Annotated in this window: 21 protein-coding genes; 15 read left to right on the forward strand and 6 right to left on the reverse strand. The window is 33.8% G+C overall.

What is annotated here, in order from left to right; translation table 11 throughout:
- Positions 1-56: 56 nt before the first annotated feature.
- From ACUSJC_RS06890 to ACUSJC_RS06910, 5 genes are all read left to right on the forward strand, one after another.
- Complete coding sequence (locus ACUSJC_RS06890; RefSeq protein WP_449268823.1) at positions 57-617, forward strand: YceI family protein; 561 nt, start codon at positions 57-59, stop codon at positions 615-617.
- Between the two features lie 178 nt (positions 618-795).
- The gene (locus tag ACUSJC_RS06895; RefSeq protein ID WP_449268824.1) at positions 796-1,938 is read left to right on the forward strand and encodes an Mrp/NBP35 family ATP-binding protein; all 1,143 of its coding nucleotides are present in this window, start codon (positions 796-798) and stop codon (positions 1,936-1,938) included.
- A gap of 75 nt (positions 1,939-2,013) precedes the next feature.
- Complete coding sequence (locus ACUSJC_RS06900; RefSeq protein WP_449268825.1) at positions 2,014-2,253, forward strand: NifU family protein; 240 nt, start codon at positions 2,014-2,016, stop codon at positions 2,251-2,253.
- A 168-nt stretch (positions 2,254-2,421) separates the two neighbouring features.
- Positions 2,422-3,480, forward strand: a complete 1,059-nt coding sequence (locus ACUSJC_RS06905) for an NAD(P)/FAD-dependent oxidoreductase (protein WP_449268826.1) — start codon at positions 2,422-2,424, stop codon at positions 3,478-3,480.
- Positions 3,481-3,482: 2 nt separating this feature from the next.
- Entirely contained in the window at positions 3,483-3,815 is a 333-nt protein-coding gene (locus ACUSJC_RS06910; protein ID WP_449268827.1) for a 2Fe-2S iron-sulfur cluster-binding protein, read from the forward strand.
- A gap of 41 nt (positions 3,816-3,856) precedes the next feature.
- Here ACUSJC_RS06910 and ACUSJC_RS06915 read toward each other — a convergent pair whose 3' ends face one another.
- The 5 genes from ACUSJC_RS06915 to ACUSJC_RS06935 all read right to left on the reverse strand — a co-directional run bounded on the left by ACUSJC_RS06915 (position 3,857) and on the right by ACUSJC_RS06935 (position 9,112).
- Positions 3,857-5,242: a LamG-like jellyroll fold domain-containing protein gene (locus ACUSJC_RS06915; protein WP_449268828.1), complete on the reverse strand. Its 1,386-nt coding sequence runs from the start codon at positions 5,240-5,242 to the stop codon at positions 3,857-3,859.
- 191 nt (positions 5,243-5,433) lie between these two features.
- Positions 5,434-6,471: a hemin-degrading factor gene (locus ACUSJC_RS06920; protein WP_449268829.1), complete on the reverse strand. Its 1,038-nt coding sequence runs from the start codon at positions 6,469-6,471 to the stop codon at positions 5,434-5,436.
- 20 nt (positions 6,472-6,491) lie between these two features.
- On the reverse strand, positions 6,492-7,268 hold the full coding sequence (locus ACUSJC_RS06925) for a heme ABC transporter ATP-binding protein (RefSeq protein ID WP_449268830.1): 777 nt from the start codon (positions 7,266-7,268) through the stop codon (positions 6,492-6,494).
- A gap of 1 nt (position 7,269) precedes the next feature.
- Positions 7,270-8,301 carry a FecCD family ABC transporter permease gene (locus ACUSJC_RS06930; protein WP_449268831.1) on the reverse strand — a complete coding sequence of 344 codons (1,032 nt, stop codon included), beginning with the start codon at positions 8,299-8,301 and terminating at the stop codon, positions 7,270-7,272.
- Positions 8,291-9,112: a heme/hemin ABC transporter substrate-binding protein gene (locus ACUSJC_RS06935; protein ID WP_449268832.1), complete on the reverse strand. Its 822-nt coding sequence runs from the start codon at positions 9,110-9,112 to the stop codon at positions 8,291-8,293. Before ACUSJC_RS06935 ends, ACUSJC_RS06930 begins: the two co-directional genes overlap by 11 nt.
- 106 nt (positions 9,113-9,218) lie before the next feature.
- Between ACUSJC_RS06935 and ACUSJC_RS06940 the strand changes: the two genes are divergently transcribed.
- The gene (locus tag ACUSJC_RS06940; protein ID WP_449268833.1) at positions 9,219-11,333 is read left to right on the forward strand and encodes a TonB-dependent receptor plug domain-containing protein; all 2,115 of its coding nucleotides are present in this window, start codon (positions 9,219-9,221) and stop codon (positions 11,331-11,333) included.
- Positions 11,334-11,354: 21 nt separating this feature from the next.
- The gene (locus ACUSJC_RS06945; protein ID WP_449268834.1) at positions 11,355-12,467 is read left to right on the forward strand and encodes an HmuY family protein; all 1,113 of its coding nucleotides are present in this window, start codon (positions 11,355-11,357) and stop codon (positions 12,465-12,467) included.
- Positions 12,468-12,550: 83 nt separating this feature from the next.
- On the opposite strand, the gene ACUSJC_RS06950 is transcribed toward ACUSJC_RS06945, so the two are convergent.
- Positions 12,551-13,423 (reverse strand): helix-turn-helix transcriptional regulator, encoded by an 873-nt coding sequence (locus ACUSJC_RS06950; protein ID WP_449268835.1) that lies wholly within the window; start codon positions 13,421-13,423, stop codon positions 12,551-12,553.
- 232 nt (positions 13,424-13,655) lie between these two features.
- On the opposite strand from ACUSJC_RS06950, the gene hemA reads away from it, so the two are divergent.
- From hemA to hemF, 8 genes are read left to right on the forward strand one after another with little or no spacing between them, the layout of a single operon-like run.
- Positions 13,656-14,906, forward strand: a complete 1,251-nt coding sequence (hemA, locus tag ACUSJC_RS06955; protein ID WP_449268836.1) for a glutamyl-tRNA reductase — start codon at positions 13,656-13,658, stop codon at positions 14,904-14,906.
- 10 nt (positions 14,907-14,916) lie between these two features.
- Positions 14,917-15,837, forward strand: a complete 921-nt coding sequence (gene hemC, locus ACUSJC_RS06960; protein WP_449268837.1) for a hydroxymethylbilane synthase — start codon at positions 14,917-14,919, stop codon at positions 15,835-15,837.
- Positions 15,838-15,853: 16 nt separating this feature from the next.
- Positions 15,854-17,596: a TrkH family potassium uptake protein gene (locus ACUSJC_RS06965; RefSeq protein WP_449268838.1), complete on the forward strand. Its 1,743-nt coding sequence runs from the start codon at positions 15,854-15,856 to the stop codon at positions 17,594-17,596.
- 12 nt (positions 17,597-17,608) lie between these two features.
- On the forward strand, positions 17,609-18,316 hold the full coding sequence (locus ACUSJC_RS06970) for a potassium channel family protein (RefSeq protein WP_449268839.1): 708 nt from the start codon (positions 17,609-17,611) through the stop codon (positions 18,314-18,316).
- On the forward strand, positions 18,317-18,976 hold the full coding sequence (locus ACUSJC_RS06975; RefSeq protein ID WP_449268840.1) for a uroporphyrinogen-III synthase: 660 nt from the start codon (positions 18,317-18,319) through the stop codon (positions 18,974-18,976).
- 40 nt (positions 18,977-19,016) lie between these two features.
- Positions 19,017-20,042, forward strand: coding sequence for a uroporphyrinogen decarboxylase (gene hemE, locus ACUSJC_RS06980; RefSeq protein WP_449268841.1), 1,026 nt, complete (start codon positions 19,017-19,019; stop codon positions 20,040-20,042).
- Between the two features lie 29 nt (positions 20,043-20,071).
- A complete protein-coding gene (locus ACUSJC_RS06985) occupies positions 20,072-20,293 on the forward strand; it encodes a hypothetical protein (protein ID WP_449268842.1) in 222 nt (73 codons plus the stop codon).
- A complete protein-coding gene (gene hemF, locus ACUSJC_RS06990; RefSeq protein WP_449268843.1) occupies positions 20,283-21,185 on the forward strand; it encodes an oxygen-dependent coproporphyrinogen oxidase in 903 nt (300 codons plus the stop codon). Before ACUSJC_RS06985 ends, hemF begins: the two co-directional genes overlap by 11 nt.
- Positions 21,186-21,204: the final 19 nt, after the last annotated feature.

Genomic DNA, 21,204 nt, shown 5'->3' on the forward strand with positions numbered 1-21,204 from the left:
TTTCATGCAGCACGAAACGATTTTTAAATGTTTCGTGCTGCTTAAAATCAAGAGTCATGAAAGCAATTGGTTTTATAGTCGGAATCTTTATTTGTCTTGGTTTTGTGTCAATTAACCCAACAAGAGTTGTTATCACAGAACAAAGTCAAATCGTAATCAAAGGAAAATCAAATGTAAATTCGTTCCAATGTCAATATGATTCGTCTTTGTTAGAAGAAGAATATTGTATTAGTTTTTTGAAACAAAGAAATGCAATTGTATGTCGCGGAGCAGCAATCGAGATAAAAAGTAATGGGTTTGACTGTAAACATAAAATGATTACAAAAGATTTAAAAACGATCTTACAAGCTGATGAATTTCCTAATATAAAAATTGAACTTTTAGAGCTAAATGATATCGCCACTCCTATTACAGCAAAAGTAAATGTTTCTATAGCAGGACAAAAAAACACCTACACTTTACCGGTTCAATACAATGCAAAAAACAATAATGTAAAAGGATTACTCAAAATTAATATTGAGGATTTTGCCCTTAAAGCCCCCAAAAAACTACTTGGCGCCATTGTTGTCAATAACCAAGTAGATATAGATTTTAATCTCTATTTTAATATTAAATAGTTTTTTTCAATTTGGTTTTTAAAAGCATCCCTTAGACAAGGATGCTTTTTTTATTTCTGTAAAATAACAAAAGTTTTACAAATTGATTCTTGTGCATTTCTAATTTCAACTTATCTTTGTAATCTAAAATCAGTCTTAATAAAAGATTGAATGCAAGGAAATTAAATTACAATACACAATGAAGTTAGATCGTAAAGAGATATTAAAAGCACTAGAAACCATTACTGTTGCAGGTGAAGGAAAAAATATGGTGGAAAGTGGTGCTATACAAAACGTACTTACGTTTGGTGACGAAGTGGTGGTTGAGGTTATATTAAATACACCCGCTTTACACATTAAAAAAAGAGCCGAAGTTGATATTATGAAAGTAATACACGAAAAAGTGTATGAAAAAGCAAAAGTGAAAGTTAATATCAAAGTAGAAGCTCCGGAGAAAAAAGAAGAAGAAAACCTAATTAAAGGAAAACAAATTCCGGGGATTAGCAATATCATAGCTGTTTCTTCAGGTAAAGGAGGTGTTGGTAAATCAACCATTACAGCTAATTTAGCGGTAGCTTTAGCTAAAATGGGTTTCAAGGTCGGGGTTTTAGACGCTGACATCTATGGGCCTTCAATGCCAATAATGTTCGATGTAGAGCAGGCTAAACCTGTTTCTGTTGAAGTAGACGGAAAATCAAAAATGCAACCGGTACAAAGTTATGGTGTTGAAATTCTGTCAATTGGATTTTTTACTAAGCCTGACCAAGCAGTAATTTGGCGTGGACCTATGGCTGCAAAAGCCTTAAATCAAATGGTTTTTGATGCCAATTGGGGTGATATTGATTTTATGCTAATCGACCTTCCACCGGGGACCGGAGATATTCACTTGTCAATCATGCAGTCTTTACCGATAACAGGTGCTGTTGTAGTAAGTACACCTCAAGCCATTGCATTGGCCGACGCCAAAAAAGGAGTAGCAATGTTCCAAAACGATAACATCAAAGTTCCGGTATTGGGGATCATTGAAAACATGGCTTACTTTACTCCGGAAGAATTACCAAATAACAAATATTATATCTTCGGAAAAGAAGGAGCAAGAAATTTAGCAGAAGATTTAGATATTCCTTTTTTAGGAGAAATTCCATTGGTGCAAAGTATCCGTGAAGCTGGAGATTATGGTCGTCCGGCAGCATTACAAACGGCTACTACATTGGAAAAATCTTTTGAAGAATTAGCACGTAACGTTGTTCAAGAAACCGTAAACCGAAATGATAACCTTCCGCCAACAGAAATAGTGAAGATTACAACAATGGCAGGTTGTTCTGCAGTAAATAAAAAGTAGGCAGTATTAAGTTATTAGTATTCGGTTTAAAAGCCAGTTACTAATCACTATTACTAATTACTAAATACAAAAAGTATGACGAAAGAAGAAATAAAAAGCAACATTGAAAAAGCACTAGACGAAATTCGTCCGTTTTTGAATTCTGACGGAGGAAATATTTCTCTGGTTGAGATTATCGATGATAAGCATGTAAAAGTTCGATTAGAAGGAGCTTGTACAAGTTGTAGTTTAAGCATCAGTACGATGAAAGCAGGTGTAGAAACAACAATTAAAAAGTATGTTCCTCAAATTGAAACAGTTGAGAATGTAGCATAAGTTACAAACGAAACAAATTCAATATATTACTTTAGTTTGGTATTTAAGAGTTAGGTTTTGTGAAATAAAAACAAATTAAAACCTGATTCTTAAATGCTAAAACTGATAAAAATCATTGGGTTATAATTTTACATGTTTGAAATTTGCCCTTGAAAAAACTATTTTAAAATGATTGAAACAGATATTGTGATTATAGGTGCTGGCCCAACCGGGCTTTTTGCCGTTTTTGAAGCCGGTTTGCTTCAAATGAAATGCCACATTATAGACGCGCTTCCGCAACCCGGAGGACAATTAGCAGAGTTATATCCTAAAAAACCGATTTTCGATATTCCGGGTTATCCTGAAGTTTTAGCTGGAGATTTAGTAACCAATTTAATGGAACAAATCAAACAATTCCAACCAGGATTTACTTTGGGAGAAACTGCTGAAACTATTGAAAAATTAGAAGATGGTACATTCATTGTGACTACAAAAGAAGGAACTAAACATAAGGCAAAAGCAGTTGCTATCGCAGGTGGTTTGGGAACCTTTGAACCTCGTAAACCTGTTTTAAAAGACATTGAGTTTTATGAATTGGAAGATAGAGGTGTAGACTATTTCGTAAAAGATCCTGAAAAATATAGAGATAAAAATATTGTGATTGCCGGTGGAGGAGATTCTGCTTTAGATTGGTCTATTTTCTTGTCAAATGTAGCTAAATCCGTTACTTTGGTTCACCGTAGAAATGAATTCCGTGGTGCTTTAGATTCGGTAGAAAAAGTGAAAGAATTAAAAGACGCTGGGAAAATTAAATTAGTCACTCCTGCTGAGGTTGTTGGTTTTAATGGTAGCGAACGAGTAACTGCAGTTGATATTGAAGTGAATGGAGCTCGTATGAAAACGGAGTGTGATTATTTTATTCCGTTATTTGGATTAACACCAAAGTTAGGACCTATTGCAAATTGGGGATTGGAAATCGAAAAAAATGCCATTAAAGTAAACAACGCTTTAGATTACCAAACAAATGTTGAAGGGATTTATGCTATTGGAGACGTAAATAGCTATCCGGGAAAATTGAAGTTGATTTTATGTGGTTTCCACGAAGCAACATTAATGTGCCAAAGTGTTTATAACCGAATCAATCCGGGAAAACGTTATGTTCTGAAATATACAACCGTTTCTGGTGTTGATGGTTTCGATGGAACTCGTAAAGAAGCAGAAAAAGCAGTTGTAAAATCTATTGATTAAGCATGCCTCAAGACGTTACAATTAAAATTACAGACCGAAACGGAGTTACTCACGAAGTGTTGGCTCCAACGGATATGAATATGAACCTTATGGAGTTGATTCGTTCTTACGAATTAGCCGAAGAAGGAACTTTAGGAATTTGTGGAGGAATGGCTATGTGTGCCTCTTGTCAGGTGTATGTTCTAAATGATGTAGTTCCTATCGACAGAAATCCTGACGAAGAAGCGATGCTTGATGAAGCCTATCATGTACAAGAAAATAGCAGGTTAGGATGTCAAATTCCTATAACAGAAAGTTTAGAAGGTTTAGCAGTGCAAATAGCACCAGAGCAATAAAAAAAAGCGAGAAATTTTTCTCGCTTTTTTGTTCATATCTATCAATCTTTAATTATTTTAAAGCTTTTATTTTTACCACTTTGGTTAGTAGCTTTTAAAAAATAAATTCCACTGTTTAAATAAGAAACATCTATTTTATGAAAGCCGTCAAAGTTAGATTTTGTACTAATCACTTCGCCTAAAAGGTTGATAAGTTCAATAGAAATAGTTTCTTTTGCATCAATATTTAAGTAATCTTTTGTAGGGTTAGGATAGACCAAAATATTTTTTTCAAATTCAAGATTTGAAATTGATAATGCTGTGCAATCATCAGATGAGAATGTGCCGTTTTCACCGGAGTTAGTAAAAGACCACCCGCTACATGGAGGAAAAGCAGTATCAGCGGTATTAATGGCGGCTGGTTCATCTGTATTATAGCTAATTACATTAAAATATGTCACACATGATTCGCCAAGTTCCCATACACAGTGTTCTCCTTGTAATTCCCATTGATTGTTTTCCCATATAATTTTTGAGATATGCGGATTAGATTGACATTTTGCTTGAGTATTACTGTCACTACAGTTAATCTCTAAATTATCAGTTTTGTAATAAGGTTTCCCATTATATTGTCCCACATAATAATAGATTCCAGGATATGTTCCCGTAACAGTTATTGGAGCGTATAATGGTGTTACAGTACAGCCACTTCCTGGGACGTATGAAATGTAGGTGCTTGAAACAGAAACATTAATTGGATTCGAATTAATAGCTAAGTTCTTTACGAATCTACCATTAAATCCATCAAAATTAAAATAGCCTACTAGTCCTGTTTCATTTCCACTCAAACAACTAGCATAATTATCTAGTATTTCTGTTGCAGTTCGTGCCGTAGACCAAATTCGCAAATTATCAAATTTTGCATTACCGGTATTAGAAGCTGAAGTGAGATTAGTTGCTCCAAGATGTAAAAATGTTTGTGTGTCAAATCCATCTAAAGTAGCAGTAAAGTCATAATCAACTGTAGCCACCCCATTGACATACAATTTAACATTTTTGGTTGCGGTATTGGTTACTACCATCGCAATATGATACCATTGTTGATCATTAAAAGAAGGCATTTCGGGAACCGATTCTTCTGTTGAACCATTTCCTAAAAGTAAGTTGGACTCTCCCAAATTATTAATATAAAAATGAATAGGTTTGGCAACTGTTGATGAACTATTATATTGAAATGCAGTAAATCTACCATTATAAGTTGTTAGGGAATTTAGATAAAAATCATATTCAATAGTGAAATTACTGCTGTCTAAGTCGTAATAAGTATTATAAAATCTTCGGTTACAACTAAAATAATCATCATTAGTAATTTGCATAGCATTATTTTGACCAATAGTTAAGACAAAATAAAAAAGCATAAAAAAAGAAAAAAAATATTTTTGTTTCATGATTAAGGTTTTTGCAAAAATAAAATAGTTTACAAAAGAATTTGCTTTTTTGGGACGAATAGCAAAACTTTGTATACGAAATTATAGAAAGACCAAAATTTTAAAAAATTATTTTTTTGGGAGCGTAAATTGCACCGGAGCAATAAACAAAAAGCGAGAAATTTTTCTCGCTTTTTTATTTATGGTTAAACTTATAAACCAGCCACAACTTCCTGCCATTCTTTTATTTCAGGAAGACCCGGCTTTCTTTTTCCAAAGAATTGAACAATGATATCGCCCATTTCGTTAAAAACTTCAATAGAAGTAACAATACCGTCTTCTGTTGGTTTTCTCACAATCCATGTTTGAGCAATTTTACTCATGTCTAAATGCAGATTAAAATCGGGATCCATAACATTAAACCAGTCTCCGTGCCATAATGTTCTTTTGATTTCACCCGTGTGAATTTGAATGTTGCCTCGATTTCCGACAAATACCATAATAGGAATTTGTTTTTCAGCAACTGTTTCCAACATGGATGTAATTTTATCTTTATGAACCGGTTTCGCATAATATTGACTTGGAGCCAATCGCATAGCTTGAGTTCTGGTGATTCCGTACTTTCTTAATAATCCAAAGAAATCATGAGTGTCTTTCAAGGTCTCCCATTCTTTTTGAAAATCAGGAACATTAATTTCTGCATCGGGTTTCTCTTCCAAGTTAACAACCACAGTTTCTACAGTTTCTATGGCTTCTTGGTGGTCACTTTTGTATTTTTCAATTAAGGCATCAAAAGCATCCTCATTGCTTTTTGGAGTCAAATAGATTTTGTGGATAGCTAAACCGTCTTTTCCGAAAAATTGTAAACTTTTACGAAGACCATGTTCTGTGTTTTCAATTACACCATATGCTTTAGCCCATGCAGAAAGAAAAATACGCAGATCAATGTCTTCTCCAACAAATAAAGAGGCATGAGGACTACTGAAATCGGGATTCAAATAAATTCCTTTTCTTTCATGCACACACTCTTCATTGCGAGTCAAAGCCATTACTTTCCCTAATGATTCTATTTCTTGTAATATCTGTGCAAACTCGGGACGTAGCCTTGTAACGGTATCACCTATTTTAGTAGCTAGTAATTCTGCTTCACTTACACCTAGTTCAAGTGCTGCATTTCGTATTCTTAAAGAAGGATTATTTGCTTTTAATTCTTCCCATTTTTCTTTTAGTGATGTTTCGGCTGTATTCATTATATAAGTGTTTAAAAATTTTAGATTCCAAATAATATTAGCGGATTGTTATTAACCGGATTTTTGCATACGGTACACGGAAAATTATAAACTTTAGAAATAATTTCATGATTAAAGACATCTTCTGGTATTCCTTGTTTTACAATTTGCCCGTTTTTCATTAATACAATATGATCGGCATATTCCGCGGTAATATTCAAATCGTGAAGTACTACCATCGCAGTGTTACCCGACTTTGTAAAGTTTTTTATATTTTTCATTATGCTATGTTGGTGCATAATATCTAAATTGTTTAAGGGTTCGTCGAAAAAAGCCAGCTTATGTTCGATGGAATTCTCAAGTTGAGCCAATACTCTTGCCAAATGAACGCGTTGTTTTTCTCCACCCGATAATTGCCCATAATCTCTTTTAGCCAAATGCTCTATGCCCAATTCTTTCAGTTTTTTTAATACAATTTCCTCATCCTGTACAGAAGGTTTTGTATTGAAATAAGGATAACGTCCCATCAATACAACATCTTCCACAAGTAATGGTATATCATGATGGTAATGCTGTGAAAATTTAGACTTATGTTTTGGTAATTCACTTGAATTCCAATTATCTAATTCCTTTTTTTTGAATAAAATGGTGTTGTTTTTTGTTTGTATTTCATGAGACAATAGACTCAGTAAAGTAGACTTTCCTGCGCCATTTGGTCCCACAATAGCAATTAATTTGCCCTGCTCTGCTTTAATATTTATGTTTTGAAGCAGATTGCGCTTTTTTATGTTATAGGATAATTTTTCAGTTTCTAACATGTTATAACGCTTTTTTATTTTTAATCAGAATAGCAACAAATACAGGAGCTCCCATTATGGCTGTTAGGATACCGATAGGTATTTCTGAAGGCGCTGCAATAGTTCTGCTTAAGGTGTCGGCGCCTAATAATAAAACACCTCCGGCTATAGCAGAAAAAGGCAATATGATTTGATAATTGGATTTGAATAGCTGTCTTATGATATAAGGAATAATCAAACCAACAAAACCAATAGTGCCGCAAAAAGCAACAGATGTTCCTACTAACAAAGAGGAAAACCAAATGATTTGTTTTTTTATCTTCTCAACAGGAATGCCTAAATGGGCAGCATCATTTTCTCCCAGCATCATGGCATTAAGCGCTTTTCCTTTTCCAAGTAAGAAGAAATAAGATATTACTATGACCGAAGCTAATATTGTAATCTTTGTCCAATTTGAAGCTGCCAGACTTCCCATGTTCCAAAAGGTTAGATCTCGCAATTCGTCATCTTCAGATAAATAGATCATAAAACCGGTAAAGGCAAATCCTAAAGCAGTAATAGCTACCCCGGTCAATAACATCATAACTACATTGGTTTTTCCGTTTATGGTAGCAATTTTATAAACAGAAATCATAGTAATCACAGAACCGATAAAAGCCATGATACTAATCAATGAAAAATGAAAAACATCAGGCAAAACATCCTTAATGTAACTTCCTAGAACAATGGAAATTGCGGCAAAAAAAGAGGCTCCGGAAGTTATTCCGATAAGATCAGGTGTTGCCAAAGGATTTTTAAACATTCCTTGTAAAGAAGCTCCTGCCACAGCTAAAGCGCTTCCGACCAAAACTGCCATGACAATTCTCGGCAGTCGCAATTCATAAAGGATATAAAAATCGGTCTCAGGAATTAAATTTTTGTCGAAAAAAGTATTTTTTAGAATGGAAGTATAAGGCATCTCAAATTCATAAACACCTACAAACATAGAAATGACTGTCAGTAGAATGAGTAGAATAATAAGTGCTGATAAAAAAAGATATTTTCTATTTTCCATTTCCTCCTAACAAAGTATTTAATTGTAGAATAGCTTCTCCAAGTCTTGGACCAAAACCGGAAAGAAGAGCCCCGTCCATGGCAATGATTTTTTTATTTTTTCCCGCCTTAGTCTTGTTTATACCATCAATTTTCAAAGCACCTTCTATCCCGCCTAAACTTTCCAGTCCGCTTGAAAAAAGCAAAATATAATCAGGATTAGCATTTAGAAGCGCTTCAGGTGTTAAAGGTTTAAAATTTTCAAAGCCGTTAACCGCATTTATTCCACCCGATAAAGCAATGATTTTTTCCATAGGAGTGTTTTTTCCGGCAACCATTAAAGTTCCGGCACCTCTTGCGTATATAAATAGCACTTTTGGAGCAGCTATTTTTTTTGCTTTTGAAATATCTTGATCGATCTTTTTTTGTAGCGAAGCATAGTTTTTAGCATGAAGCGTTTTAGCAACGTCTTCAATCAGTTTTCTGGTTCCCTCAACTGAAAACTCTTGTGTATAGAAAACCGTTTTTATTCCCGCAGACTTTAATTGTGCAATCAGATTAGGGTTTATGTCTTTTTCAGTTCCTAAAACTAAAGTTGGCTTTAATGCTAAAACGGATTCAACAGACAGGTTTCGAACGTGCCCCAAGTTTTTAACGTTTAAATTTTCAGGATATGTACTGGTAACATCAGTAGCAACAATATTTTTTTGAAAGCCTAGTTCACAGATAATTTCGGTTACGGCTCCGCTTAAACTTATGATTCTTTGTGTGTTATCTTTTGAATAAAGGCTGTAAGAGAGTAAACATAGAAGTATAAAAACAGTTTTTTTCATATCAATTAGAGTTTAAATTTCAACAAAAGTATTAAATTAATTTAGAATAAATAAAAATAATACATACATTTGTCAAAATTATTTTAATTAGGATTTATTATAAATAATGAAAAACAAATTTTCCATATACTTACTTTTTGCAGGTTTATTCAGCGCAGGAGCTCAAGAGAAAAACAAAGATTCAGTAGCCGTTAACGGATTGAAAGAGGTTGTTGTAACGGCTCAGTTTGAACCGCAATCATTGAAAAAATCAATTCATAATGTAAGAGTAATTACTGCAGCAGATATTAAGAATTTAGCAGCAAATACACTAGGAGATGTATTAAACCAATACTTGAATATAACTGTTCGCCCCAGCAGTAGCAGTGGGCGATCTACAGTTTCCATGTTTGGTTTAGATGCAGGATATTTTAAAGTTTTGGTAGACAACGTTCCCTTAGTTAATGAGGGAGGTTTAGGAAATAATACCGATTTATCTCAAATCAACTTAAATGATATTGAACAGATTGAAATCATTGAAGGTTCTATGGGAGTTACTCATGGAGCCAATGCGGTTTCAGGGATCTTAAATATTATAACTAAAAAATCATCAGAATATAAATGGAATATTTCGGCGACAACTCAGGAAGAAACGGTTGGAAATGAATTCGCTTTTTTTGATGAAGGAAAACACATTCAGAATTTAAAAATAGCTCATAATATAAATGAGAATTGGTTTGTATCGGTAGGAGGAAATCATAATGATTTTCAAGGATATTTAGGAGACGAGCAAGGTAAAAACTATAGTTTTAATGATGGAACAAGAGGCTATACTTGGTTGCCTAAAGAACAGTGGCAAGGTAATGCGTTACTTTCGTATAAGAAAAATAATTTTAGAGCTTTCTACAAATTTGAGATTCTAAAAGAAAAAATTGATTTTTATGATTCTTCAGTACAATCTTTATTTAATTCGGAATATGGTAGTTACAAAGGAGCAGATGATGAACGTTATTTTACCGATAGATTTTATCATCATTTGAATGTTGTAGGGAAGTTATTCTCACAATTGAATTATAATGTTTCACTTTCTCATCAGTATCAAAAAAGAGAAGTAGAAACGTTTAACTATAATATTACGTATGATCTGGAATCGAATAATGAAAAGCAAAAAGATCAATCTATGGAAGTTTTTTATTCCATAGGAACGCTGAGTAATTTCTTTAAAGAGAAAAAATTTGATCTGCAACTAGGATATGAAGCAGTAAAGAATAATGGATTTTCTATAGTTAGCGGTGAAAATCAAACGGAAGAAGCAGTTCGTAAAGAAATAGATAATATTGATTTCTTCGCTGTTTCTGAGATTAAGATCAATGATAAATTTTCAATACGTCCCGGAGGTAGGTATTCCATACAATCTCTGTTTGAGAATCAGTACGCGTTATCTTTAGGTACAAGATATTTACTTCCTAAAAATTTTGAAACCAGAATTTCTTTCGGAAAGTCATTTAGAACACCAACTTTCGAGGAATTGTATAGTCGTAATATATTTGACGGTCATTATTTTGTAGGGAATGAAAACTTAACTCCGGAAAAAAGTACTTCTTATGAAGCGAGTATTAAAAAACAGACTTCTTTTAAAAATAATGTAACGCTTTCCAATAGTTTAATGGTCAGCTTTACAGATGTTAGCGACAGAATTACTCAGGCTTATATAGGCAATCAAGGAGCTACACCTATGTATGAATATATTAATATCAGTAAGTACAACAGTATTAATTTTTCACTAACCAATCAACTCAAATATGGAAATTGGAATTTTAGTTTAGGGTTTTCTCTAACAGGAATTTCACGTTTGATCGATAATTTGGAATATGCTGCTACAGACGATAAATATCTATACAATTTTAATATTAATAACAGCATTTCTTATACCATTCCAAAATGGGAAACAACTTTTTCGGCATACTATAAATATACCGGAAAAACACAAATATATGCCGAAAGCGGCGATGGATATGTGCTTTCTGACATAGAACCTTATAGCTGGCTAGATGTTTCTGCAAGAAAGCTTTTCTGGAAAAAGAAAATAGAAGCTACGATAGGAGCTAGAAATCTGTTCAATATTAAAAGCGTTAACCAGTCCAATCTAAATCAAGGAGTAGCTCATGCTCAATCTTCTCAAATGTTGTTGGCTTATGGACGAAGCTATTTTATAAAACTAACGTATAATCTTAATTTTTAACATACTCAAATTATAGTAATTATGAAAAAAAGTATTTTTATTTTATCAATGATCACGCTATTCTTAGGATCTTGTTCAAGTGATGATGATGCAACAAATAATGGAAACAATGGAAGTGACGACACTACAGGACCTGTTGAACAGGCTGTTGTTGCGCCAACAGTAGGAGGTCCTAATCAACCCAATCAGGTTTATTTTGATTTAAGTTCAAATACAGAAAACTTGAAGCAAAGAGATAGCTGGGATCTAGGTTTCTCGACAGGAAGCGATTTCAGAGTAATTATTAATGGTTCAATTAAAATGGCTGTAAAACAGTTGAACACAACTGATATTACAGAAGTTCAAACCGTTGATGAATCAGTTGCTGTAGGATATTCTACGTTTGCAACTTTAGGATATGTAGATAATCCTACAGGTATTTTAACAGGAGCAGGAAGTGGAGAAGGAACTGCTATTGCAGAAATATCAGATAATGCTGAAGATAACAAAGTATACTTAGTTAATCTGGGATATGAGGTAGAAACTGTTCTTCCTGCTTCGGGAGTCGATTTAGACGGAGATGCCAGAGGATGGAAAAAGATCAGAATTACGAAACAAGGAAATAATTATGTATTGCAATATGCTGATTTAGATGCTACAACGGCACAAGCTGTGACGATTTCAAAAGATACGGATTATAATTTTGTATTTGTAAGTTTAGATAACGGACAAAAAGTATCTGTAGAACCGAAAAAGAATGAATGGGATATTAACTTTACCGGATTCACAAATTATTATCCTTATGGTACATCTCAAATCACCTATTATTTCTCAGACTTTATTACATCTAATATTCATGGCGGAACACAAGTTTATGAAGTGGTAGGAGAAGCTGCAGATATAGAAAGTACGTATGCTAATTTTTCACTGGCAAATGTTGTAAATGCCAATTTTGAGGCTTCTACTACAGACCAGAGAATGATTGGAAGCAACTGGAGAAATGGTGGTAGTCAAACTTCTAGTCCAAGCATTAAAGATGATCGTTTTTATGTGGTAAAAGATAACGATGGTAATATTTATAAACTAAGATTCCTCGCTCTAACGAATGAAGATGGGGAAAGAGGACATCCGGTTTTTGAATATGAATTGTTGTAGTTAGATTGTGTTTGTGTTTGTTGAAAAGAGGTTGTCTAATGTAGGCAACCTCTTTTTGCTTTTTGAGCTTGTAAGATCGTGAATTATGGATTCAAACTCAAATTCAATAAATATTTCTTAGGAGTAACACCATATTTCTTTTTAAAAGCAGCTATAAAGTGACTGGATGTACTATACCCCACTTTTAAACCTACTTCATTAACATTGTAAGAACCTGAATCTAACATTTTTCGAGCAACTTCCATTTTATAATCGAAAAGAAAATTGAATACAGTATCACCATAGATCTGTTTAAAGCCAACCTTTAACTTTTTGAGCGATAATCCCACTTCGTCAGCTAGTTCCTGTAATCCGGGTGGTTCGGCTAATCGGCTAATGACAATTTCTTTTGCCTTTTTAATTTTTAAAACATTTTCTTCATCAATTAAGAAAGGGCAGTTTTCTGCATTCGCATCTTCATTTTGATTGAAATACAAACTCATCAATTCATAACATTTTCCTTTTAAATAAAGGGTTTTTAAAGACGAATTTTGATTGTAATTAAAAATTTGATTTAAAACAATTGCCATCGAAGGGCTAATATCTTCCTCTCCATAATACTTTTTTTCAAGATTATCATCGCTCAAAAAAGGGATCTTTTCAGCATCAGAAGAAAAGAGAGTGTGAAACTTTTTAATAGAGATGAGAACCGATATAACCCATGATTTTGGTGCTAATTCTAAATGTAAAGGCAATTCTTTTTGAGGATTGTAAAGTAACAATGATTTTTCTTCTCTCAAATCCAGAGCATAAGTACCTTGGTTAAAAATAAATTTCCCTTTTCCCTTAATATTAAAGTGAAATTGAATAAAACCTATTTTAACCTGCTTTTCAAAATGTTGTTTTTCATCGGTGTCATTTTGAAAACGCAACAAAGTCAAATCTTGTTCTATTTTTATTTCTTCAAATGAACTCATAGCGACATTTTTTTATTACTTTAGTTATAGAAACAGAATTCTTTTTATTTAGAATCATTCTATATTATGATTATCTAAAGTATTGTGTTTACTACAAATTTATGATAAAGTTTGATAGAATGCTATTTTTAATTCGAAAAAACATGCAACGATACAAAAAGTACTTTTAGCGTTATTTTTATAAAAACCATAATCATACATTTGCTATACTTTTTAGGTGAGAGTAAAAATTATGGATCATAGTAATACAAACAAGCCGTTGAGCTTTTACGTTGTAGGACTTAGTTATAAGAAGGCAGATGCCGAAATGAGAGGAAAATTTAGCTTGGATGAAAAAGCTAAAAGTCATTTGTTACAACAGGCAAAAAACGAACATATAGACAGTTTAGTCACTATATCTACGTGTAACCGTACAGAAATTTATGGTTTTGCGCAACATCCTTTTCAATTAATCAAATTACTTTGTGATAATAGCCAAGGTTCTGTTGAGGATTTTCAACAAGTAGCTTATGTGTATAAGAACAAAGAAGCTGTTGAGCATATTTTCAGAGTCGGAACAGGTTTAGATAGTCAAATTTTAGGCGATTTCGAAATTATTTCTCAAATCAAACAAGGTTTTGTAGAAAGTAAAAAAGAAAATTTAGCCAATTCTTATTTAGAGCGATTAACTAATGCGGTAATCCAAGCCAGCAAAAGAGTTAAAAACGAAACCGAAATCAGTTCAGGAGCTACTTCTGTTTCCTTTGCTTCCGTTCAGTATATCATGAATACTATTCCTGATATCGGAGATAAAAGAATTTTGCTTTTTGGTACAGGAAAGATCGGGAGAAACACTTGCGAGAATTTAGTAAAACATACGAAAAATGATCATATCGTTTTAATTAACCGTACCAAAGAGAAAGCCGAGCAAATTGCCGGTAAATTCAATTTGGTAGTTAAAGATTATGCCGATTTACAGGTAGAAATTCAAAAAGCCGATGTGTTAGTTGTGGCAACCGGAGCTCAAAATCCTACCGTTGATGCAGCTATTCTAAATTTGAAAAAACCGTTGTTGATCTTAGACTTGTCAATTCCGAAAAATGTAAACGAAAATGTTCGCGATATAGAAGGCGTAACATTGGTTCACATGGATCATTTGTCGCAAATCACCGATGAAACTTTAGAAAAAAGAAGACAACATATTCCCGACGCAGAACGAATCATTACTGAAGTTGCTGAGGAATTTTCTGCTTGGACAAAAGCTCGAAAATTTGCACCAACGATTCATTCGCTAAAAGAGAAATTGGCCGACATTAAAACAGCAGAGCTGAATTATCAACGTAAAAAGTTGGAAAACTTTAATGAGGAACAAGCTGAAATTATCAGTAACCGCATTATTCAAAAAATCACTACGCATTTTGCTAATCATTTAAAGCATGAAGATACTATGGTTGATGAAAGCATTCAGTGGATTGAGAAAGTTTTTCAATTAGACAACCAATAACATTTTTCCCTTGAAAACGATACGAATAGGAACCCGAGATAGCGAATTAGCACTTTGGCAAGCCCATACAGTTGAAAAAAAATTAAACGATTTAGGTTATAAAACGGAAATTGTTGCCGTAAAATCACAAGGTGATATCATTTTAGACAAACCTTTGTACGAATTAGGTATTACCGGAATTTTCACCAAAACATTAGACATTGCTATGTTGGCTGGTCAGGTAGATATTGCTGTGCATTCTATGAAAGATGTGCCAACAAGTTTACCTAAAGGAATTGTTCAAACTGCAGTTTTGAAAAGGGCCAATGTTTTTGATATTTTGGTGCATAAGGGGAATCCTAATTTAACTGATGAATCGGTTACTATTGCTACCGGGAGTTTGAGAAGAAAGGCGCAGTGGTTGCATCGTTACCCAAATCATACAGTAGTAGATTTACGCGGAAATGTAAATACGCGTATGCAGAAATTGCAGGACAACGATTGGAACGGAGCTATTTTTGCAGCAGCAGGCTTAGAACGCATCAACTTAAAACCCGATAGTTATATAGACTTAGATTGGATGATTCCTGCTCCGGCACAAGGAGCAATGCTAGTGGTAGCCCTTGAAAACGATTCGTTTGCAATTGAAGCAACTTCACACTTAAACGATGAAGCAACCGCAGTGTGTGTGCATGTTGAAAGACAATTTTTAAAGACTTTAGAAGGAGGTTGTACGGCTCCTATTGGCGCTTTAGCAAAAATTAAAGAAGACAAAACAGTTCATTTTACAGGCTCTTTATTTTCATTAGATGGTAAAGAAAAATATCTTATCGAAAAAAGTTGTAATTTTGTCGATTATAATACTTTTGGAGGAGATTGTGCAAATGAGATTCTATCTAATGGTGGAAATCAATTAATGCAACAATTGCGAGAAGTATTGAAGACCAAGTAAATTAGAGCACTAAAAAATGGAAAGAGAATCTTTACTCAATTATATATATCGATTTTTTGATCTTATTGTTCTCCTTTTTATAGTGTTTGATTTTGGATATGATTTTGAAGAAAATTTCAATACACCTCATGTCATTGTTTTAATTACATTAACCTTTGGGTTATTAGGTTTCAACATTTTTAAATTCTATCGGTACAAATACAAAAGCAATATTAAAGTCGCCTTGGTTAACATCGTGATTTTAACATCATTATTAGTTGTTTCAGGCTTTTTAGCGATAAGCAATAACGATTTTAGCACGCATTATGTACTTCAAAAAATAAAACCGGTTTTAGAAGGCGGACTTATTTTCTATTTTCTCCTTCGTTTAATGGTTTTTGTTCGTCATATTTATGATATTTATTTTAATCCCGCGATTGTCTTTGTAGGGAGTTTTATCATATTGGCCTTAACAGGTGCTTTTTTGATGATGCTTCCAAGTGCAACTACTAATGGAATCACTTTCACAAATGCTTTGTTTACAGCAACCAGTGCCGTTTGTGTGACAGGCTTATCAGTCGTAGATACAGCAAATGATTTTACTATTGTTGGACAATCCATTATTTTAGTGTTGATACAGTTAGGAGGGATTGGGATTTTGACTTTTACCTCATTCTTTGCTTTCTTCTTTAGAGGTAGTTCTTCGTTCAAAGAAGGATTAAATACACGGGATTTTATTGCACATGAAGGATTAAAGGATGTGTTTAGAGCGGCGTTAAATGTAGTTATCTTTACAATTTCGGTAGAAATCGTAGGTGCTTTTTTTATTTACACCTCTGTTTTGAATACTTCCGCAGTTGAAAATAAATTGTTTTTCTCCATTTTTCACTCTATCTCGGCTTTTTGTAATGCCGGATTTTCAATTCTATCGTCTGGATTGTATGATGAAAGCATTCGTTTTAATTATTATTTGCAATGGGTAGTAATGACACTAATTGTTTTTGGAGGTTTAGGACACAATATTGTATTCAACTTTTATCAATATATTAAAACATATTTCACGGAGATTTGTGATAGAAAATTAATTCACAAAGACATTAAAATAATCACCTTAAATTCTAAAATAGTTATCTATACCACTATTTTTTTATTGGTTTCCGGTTGGGTATTCTTATTTATTACAGAATATCATAACACAATGGAAATTCATCGAACTTTCTTTGGTAAATTAACTACGGCTGCGTTTAACTCCGTTACACCAAGAACTGCCGGTTTTAACGTAATCGACTTTAGTCAAATGACGGTTCCATCGTTGCTTTTTGTAATTTTTTTAATGTGGATAGGAGCATCGCCCGCATCAACTGGTGGTGGTATTAAAACAAGTACATTTGCATTAGCAACTTTAAATATTATAGCAATAGCCAAAGGAAAAGAACGCATTCAGATTTTTGGAAGAAGAATTTCCAGTGAATCTACATCTCGCGCTTTTGCTATTTTATGTATTTCCTTAATTGTAATTGGTATTGCTATTATGGCGTTATTAATCTTGGAACCTCAAGGAACGCCTTTGCTTACAGTGGCTTTTGAATGTTTTTCGGCTTATAGTACAGTAGGATTGAGTTTAGGCTTTACATCTACTCTATCAGAGCCAAGTAAATATGTAATTATTGCAGTAATGTTTATCGGTAGAATTGGTATGTTGAACTTGATGATAGGAATCCTTCGTCAAATGAATCATCAGTTTTATCAATATCCAAAAGAAAATATTTTGATTAACTAATACGGAACAACTATGAAAATCATTGTTTTTGGTCTAGGAAATTTCGGTATGTCGTTGTCTTTAAGTTTGACAGAAACCGGAAATGAAGTGATTGGTATTGACAAAAACATGGAAAAAGTAAATCTTGTAAAAGACAAAATTTCACATGCTATTTGTATGGACTCAACGAACGAATTAGCTTATGAAGCGGTTCCGTTAAAAGATGCTGATAAAGTAGTAGTAGCTATCGGAGAAAATGAAGGAGCTGCGATTATTACAACGGCAATTATCAAAAAATTGAGTGATGTAAAGATCATCAGTCGTGCATTATCACCCATCCACGATACGGTATTGGAGGCTATGGGAATTCAAAATATTATTCATCCTGAGCAAGATAGCGCTGACCGTTTAACCAAGCAAATCAACTTTAAATCAACGCTTGAAAATTACCAGTTAGACGATAATTTTACTATTTCTGAAGTCTTAGCTAAACCTGAATTCTTTGAGAAAACGGTAGAAGAATTAGATACTGTGGATAAATATCATTTGACATTGATTACCATTATTCGCAAAAGAGAAAAACGCAATTTAATTGGTAAAAAGAACATCATTAAAGAATCTATTGGCCGACCAAGTTCCGAAACAATTATTCAAGCAGGCGATATTTTAGTAGTGTATGGAAATAACAAAGACATCGAACATTATTGTTTAGGACAAGAAGAGCACGAGATTAGAAAATAAATGAAAACGGTTTTATCAACAAAAAAGCTTTCTGAAAAGAACAAGATCAGGCTGGAAGATGCGGGTTTCTTAATCATGGAAAGAAGTTTTATTAAAATAAGACCCAAACACTTTCAACTCGATAAATGTTATGATCTATTATTGTTTACCAGTAAAAATGCTGTCAAAAGCGTTTTGAAAAACAAAAAGAAACTTTCCGTAATCAAAGGAAGAGAGTGTTTATGTGTAGGCAAGCAAACTAGAAAATTTTTAAAGAAAAAAGAATTTAAAGTTTTGGCACAAGCCGAAAATGCAAGAGAATTAGGAAAGCTAATCGTGAAAGATTACAACAACAGAAGTTTTACGTTTTTTTCCGGTTCTTTAAGACGAAACGAGTTGCCTCAATTACTAGTAGAACACAAAATTGTTTTCAATGAAATTGAAGTCTATGAAACCGTTATTAAGCCTTATAAAATAAATGTAAAAACCGATGCAATATTGTTTTTCAGTCCATCGGGAGTACAAAGTTTTCTGAAAGAAAATCAATTAGAAGAACAAGACTGTTTTTGCATTGGAAAAACCACAGCAAAAGCCTTAGAAGATAGAACCGAAAACTGTATTGTTGCCCCGCAGCCATCTGTAGAAGCGGTAATAGAAACAGTAATCAAATATTATAAATAAAACGTGCCTGCTTAAAAATAAGAGGCAATACATTAAAAAGATGATAAAAAACGATTTATTCTTAAAAGCCTTAAATAACGAAACGGTAGAACGTCCGCCGGTTTGGATGATGCGTCAGGCAGGAAGATATTTACCTGAATTTAGAGCATTACGCGAAAAATATGATTTCTTTACCCGTTGTAAAACACCGGAACTAGCTTCAGAAATTACCGTGCAGCCTATTCGAATTGTAAAACCGGATGCCGCTATTTTATTTTCAGATATTTTAGTAGTTCCGCAAGCTATGGGAATTGACGTAGAATTAGAAGACGGAATCGGACCAATCATTCCAAACCCTATTCGTTCGTTGAAAGATGTGGAGCAAGTTCGTATTCCGGATATCAATGAAAGTTTAGGTTATGTAATGGATGCGATCGACATGACAAAAGAAATGTTGAATAACGAAGTGCCACTGATTGGTTTCGCAGGTTCGCCATGGACTATTTTTTGTTATGCTGTAGAAGGAAAAGGATCAAAAAGTTACGATAAAGCGAAAGGTTTCTGCTTTTCAGAACCGGTTGCAGCACATTTATTATTACAAAAGATCACCGATACCACTATTGCTTATTTAAAAGAAAAAGTAAAACACGGAGTGAATGCCGTTCAAATTTTTGACTCTTGGGGAGGCATGCTATCGCCAACCGATTATCAGGAGTTTTCTTGGCAATACATTAACCAAATTGTGGAAGCATTAGCGCCTGAAACTAAAGTGATTGTTTTCGGGAAAGGGTGTTGGTTTGCATTAAACGACATGGCAAAATCAAAAGCTTCTGCATTAGGAGTGGATTGGACTTGTTCGCCTAAAAATGCACGTTATTTAACAGGTGGAAAAATTACATTACAAGGTAATTTTGATCCAAGTCGTTTGTTGTCGCCAATTCCGACGATCAAGAAAATGGTTCACGAAATGATTGACGAATTCGGAAAAGATAATTACATCGTAAACTTAGGTCACGGAATTTTACCAAACATTCCTGTAGATCATGCGAAAGCATTTATTGAAGCGGTGAAGGAGTATAAAAAGTAAGTAGTCGCAGTGTTCAGTTGACAGAAAATATGGAAACAATAAATGAACTTGAAAAATGGATGCTAAATAATAACATTAAAAACACTTTTATACCAGATCAAAGATATTTAACTGATACAGGAGAAGATTTAGAAGGGTTATATGTTTGGTATTCAATAGATGAAAAAGGAAATAGAACAAATGTTGAATTTTTTAAATCTGAAAAAGATGCAGTTCAATTTGTTTTCGAATATTTAAAAAATGAAAAATAAATTTTACGCCTACATACAACAATTACAAGATCAAATCTGTAAAGGATTAGAAGATATTGACGGCAAAGCCAAATTTCAGGAAGACCTTTGGGAGCGACCGGAAGGCGGTGGCGGAAGAACGCGTGTTATTGAAAACGGAGCTGTTTTTGAAAAAGGTGGTGTTAATATTTCGGCAGTTCACGGAAAATTACCCGATACCATGCAGAAAATGTTTGGTGTGGGCGAAGCTGATTTCTTTGCTTGTGGATTGAGTTTGGTGATTCATCCTAAAAGTCCGATGGTACCAACGGTTCATGCCAATTGGCGTTACTTTGAAATGTATGATGAAAAAGGCAAAATCATCAACCAATGGTTTGGTGGCGGACAAGATTTAACACCTTATTACTTGTTTGAGGAAGACGCTCAGCATTTTCACCAAACGTGTAAAATGGCTTGCGATAAACACAATCCGGAGTTTTATCCTTTGTACAAAAAGAAATGTGACGACTATTTTTGGAATGCACACAGAAACGAAGCACGCGGAATAGGCGGATTGTTCTTTGATTATTTAAAGGAAAGCGAAGACATGAAAATGGAAGATTGGTACAACTTTGTAACTGAAGTTGGGAATAGTTTTCTTGAAGCGTATTTGCCAATAGTTGAACGAAGAAAAGATTTATCGTATTCGGAAGCCAACAGAACTTGGCAGGAAATTCGTCGTGGTCGTTATGTGGAATTCAATTTGGTTCACGACAAAGGCACTTTATTTGGTTTAAAAACCAACGGACGAATTGAAAGTATCTTGATGAGTTTACCGCCGCATGTTCAGTGGGTGTACAATCATCATCCGGAAGCAGGAAGTGAAGAAGAAAAACTTTTAAAAATATTAGCCACTCCTATTGATTGGGTATAAAAAAAGAGCCGTTTAAACG

The organism is Flavobacterium sp. U410, from assembly GCF_053570605.1.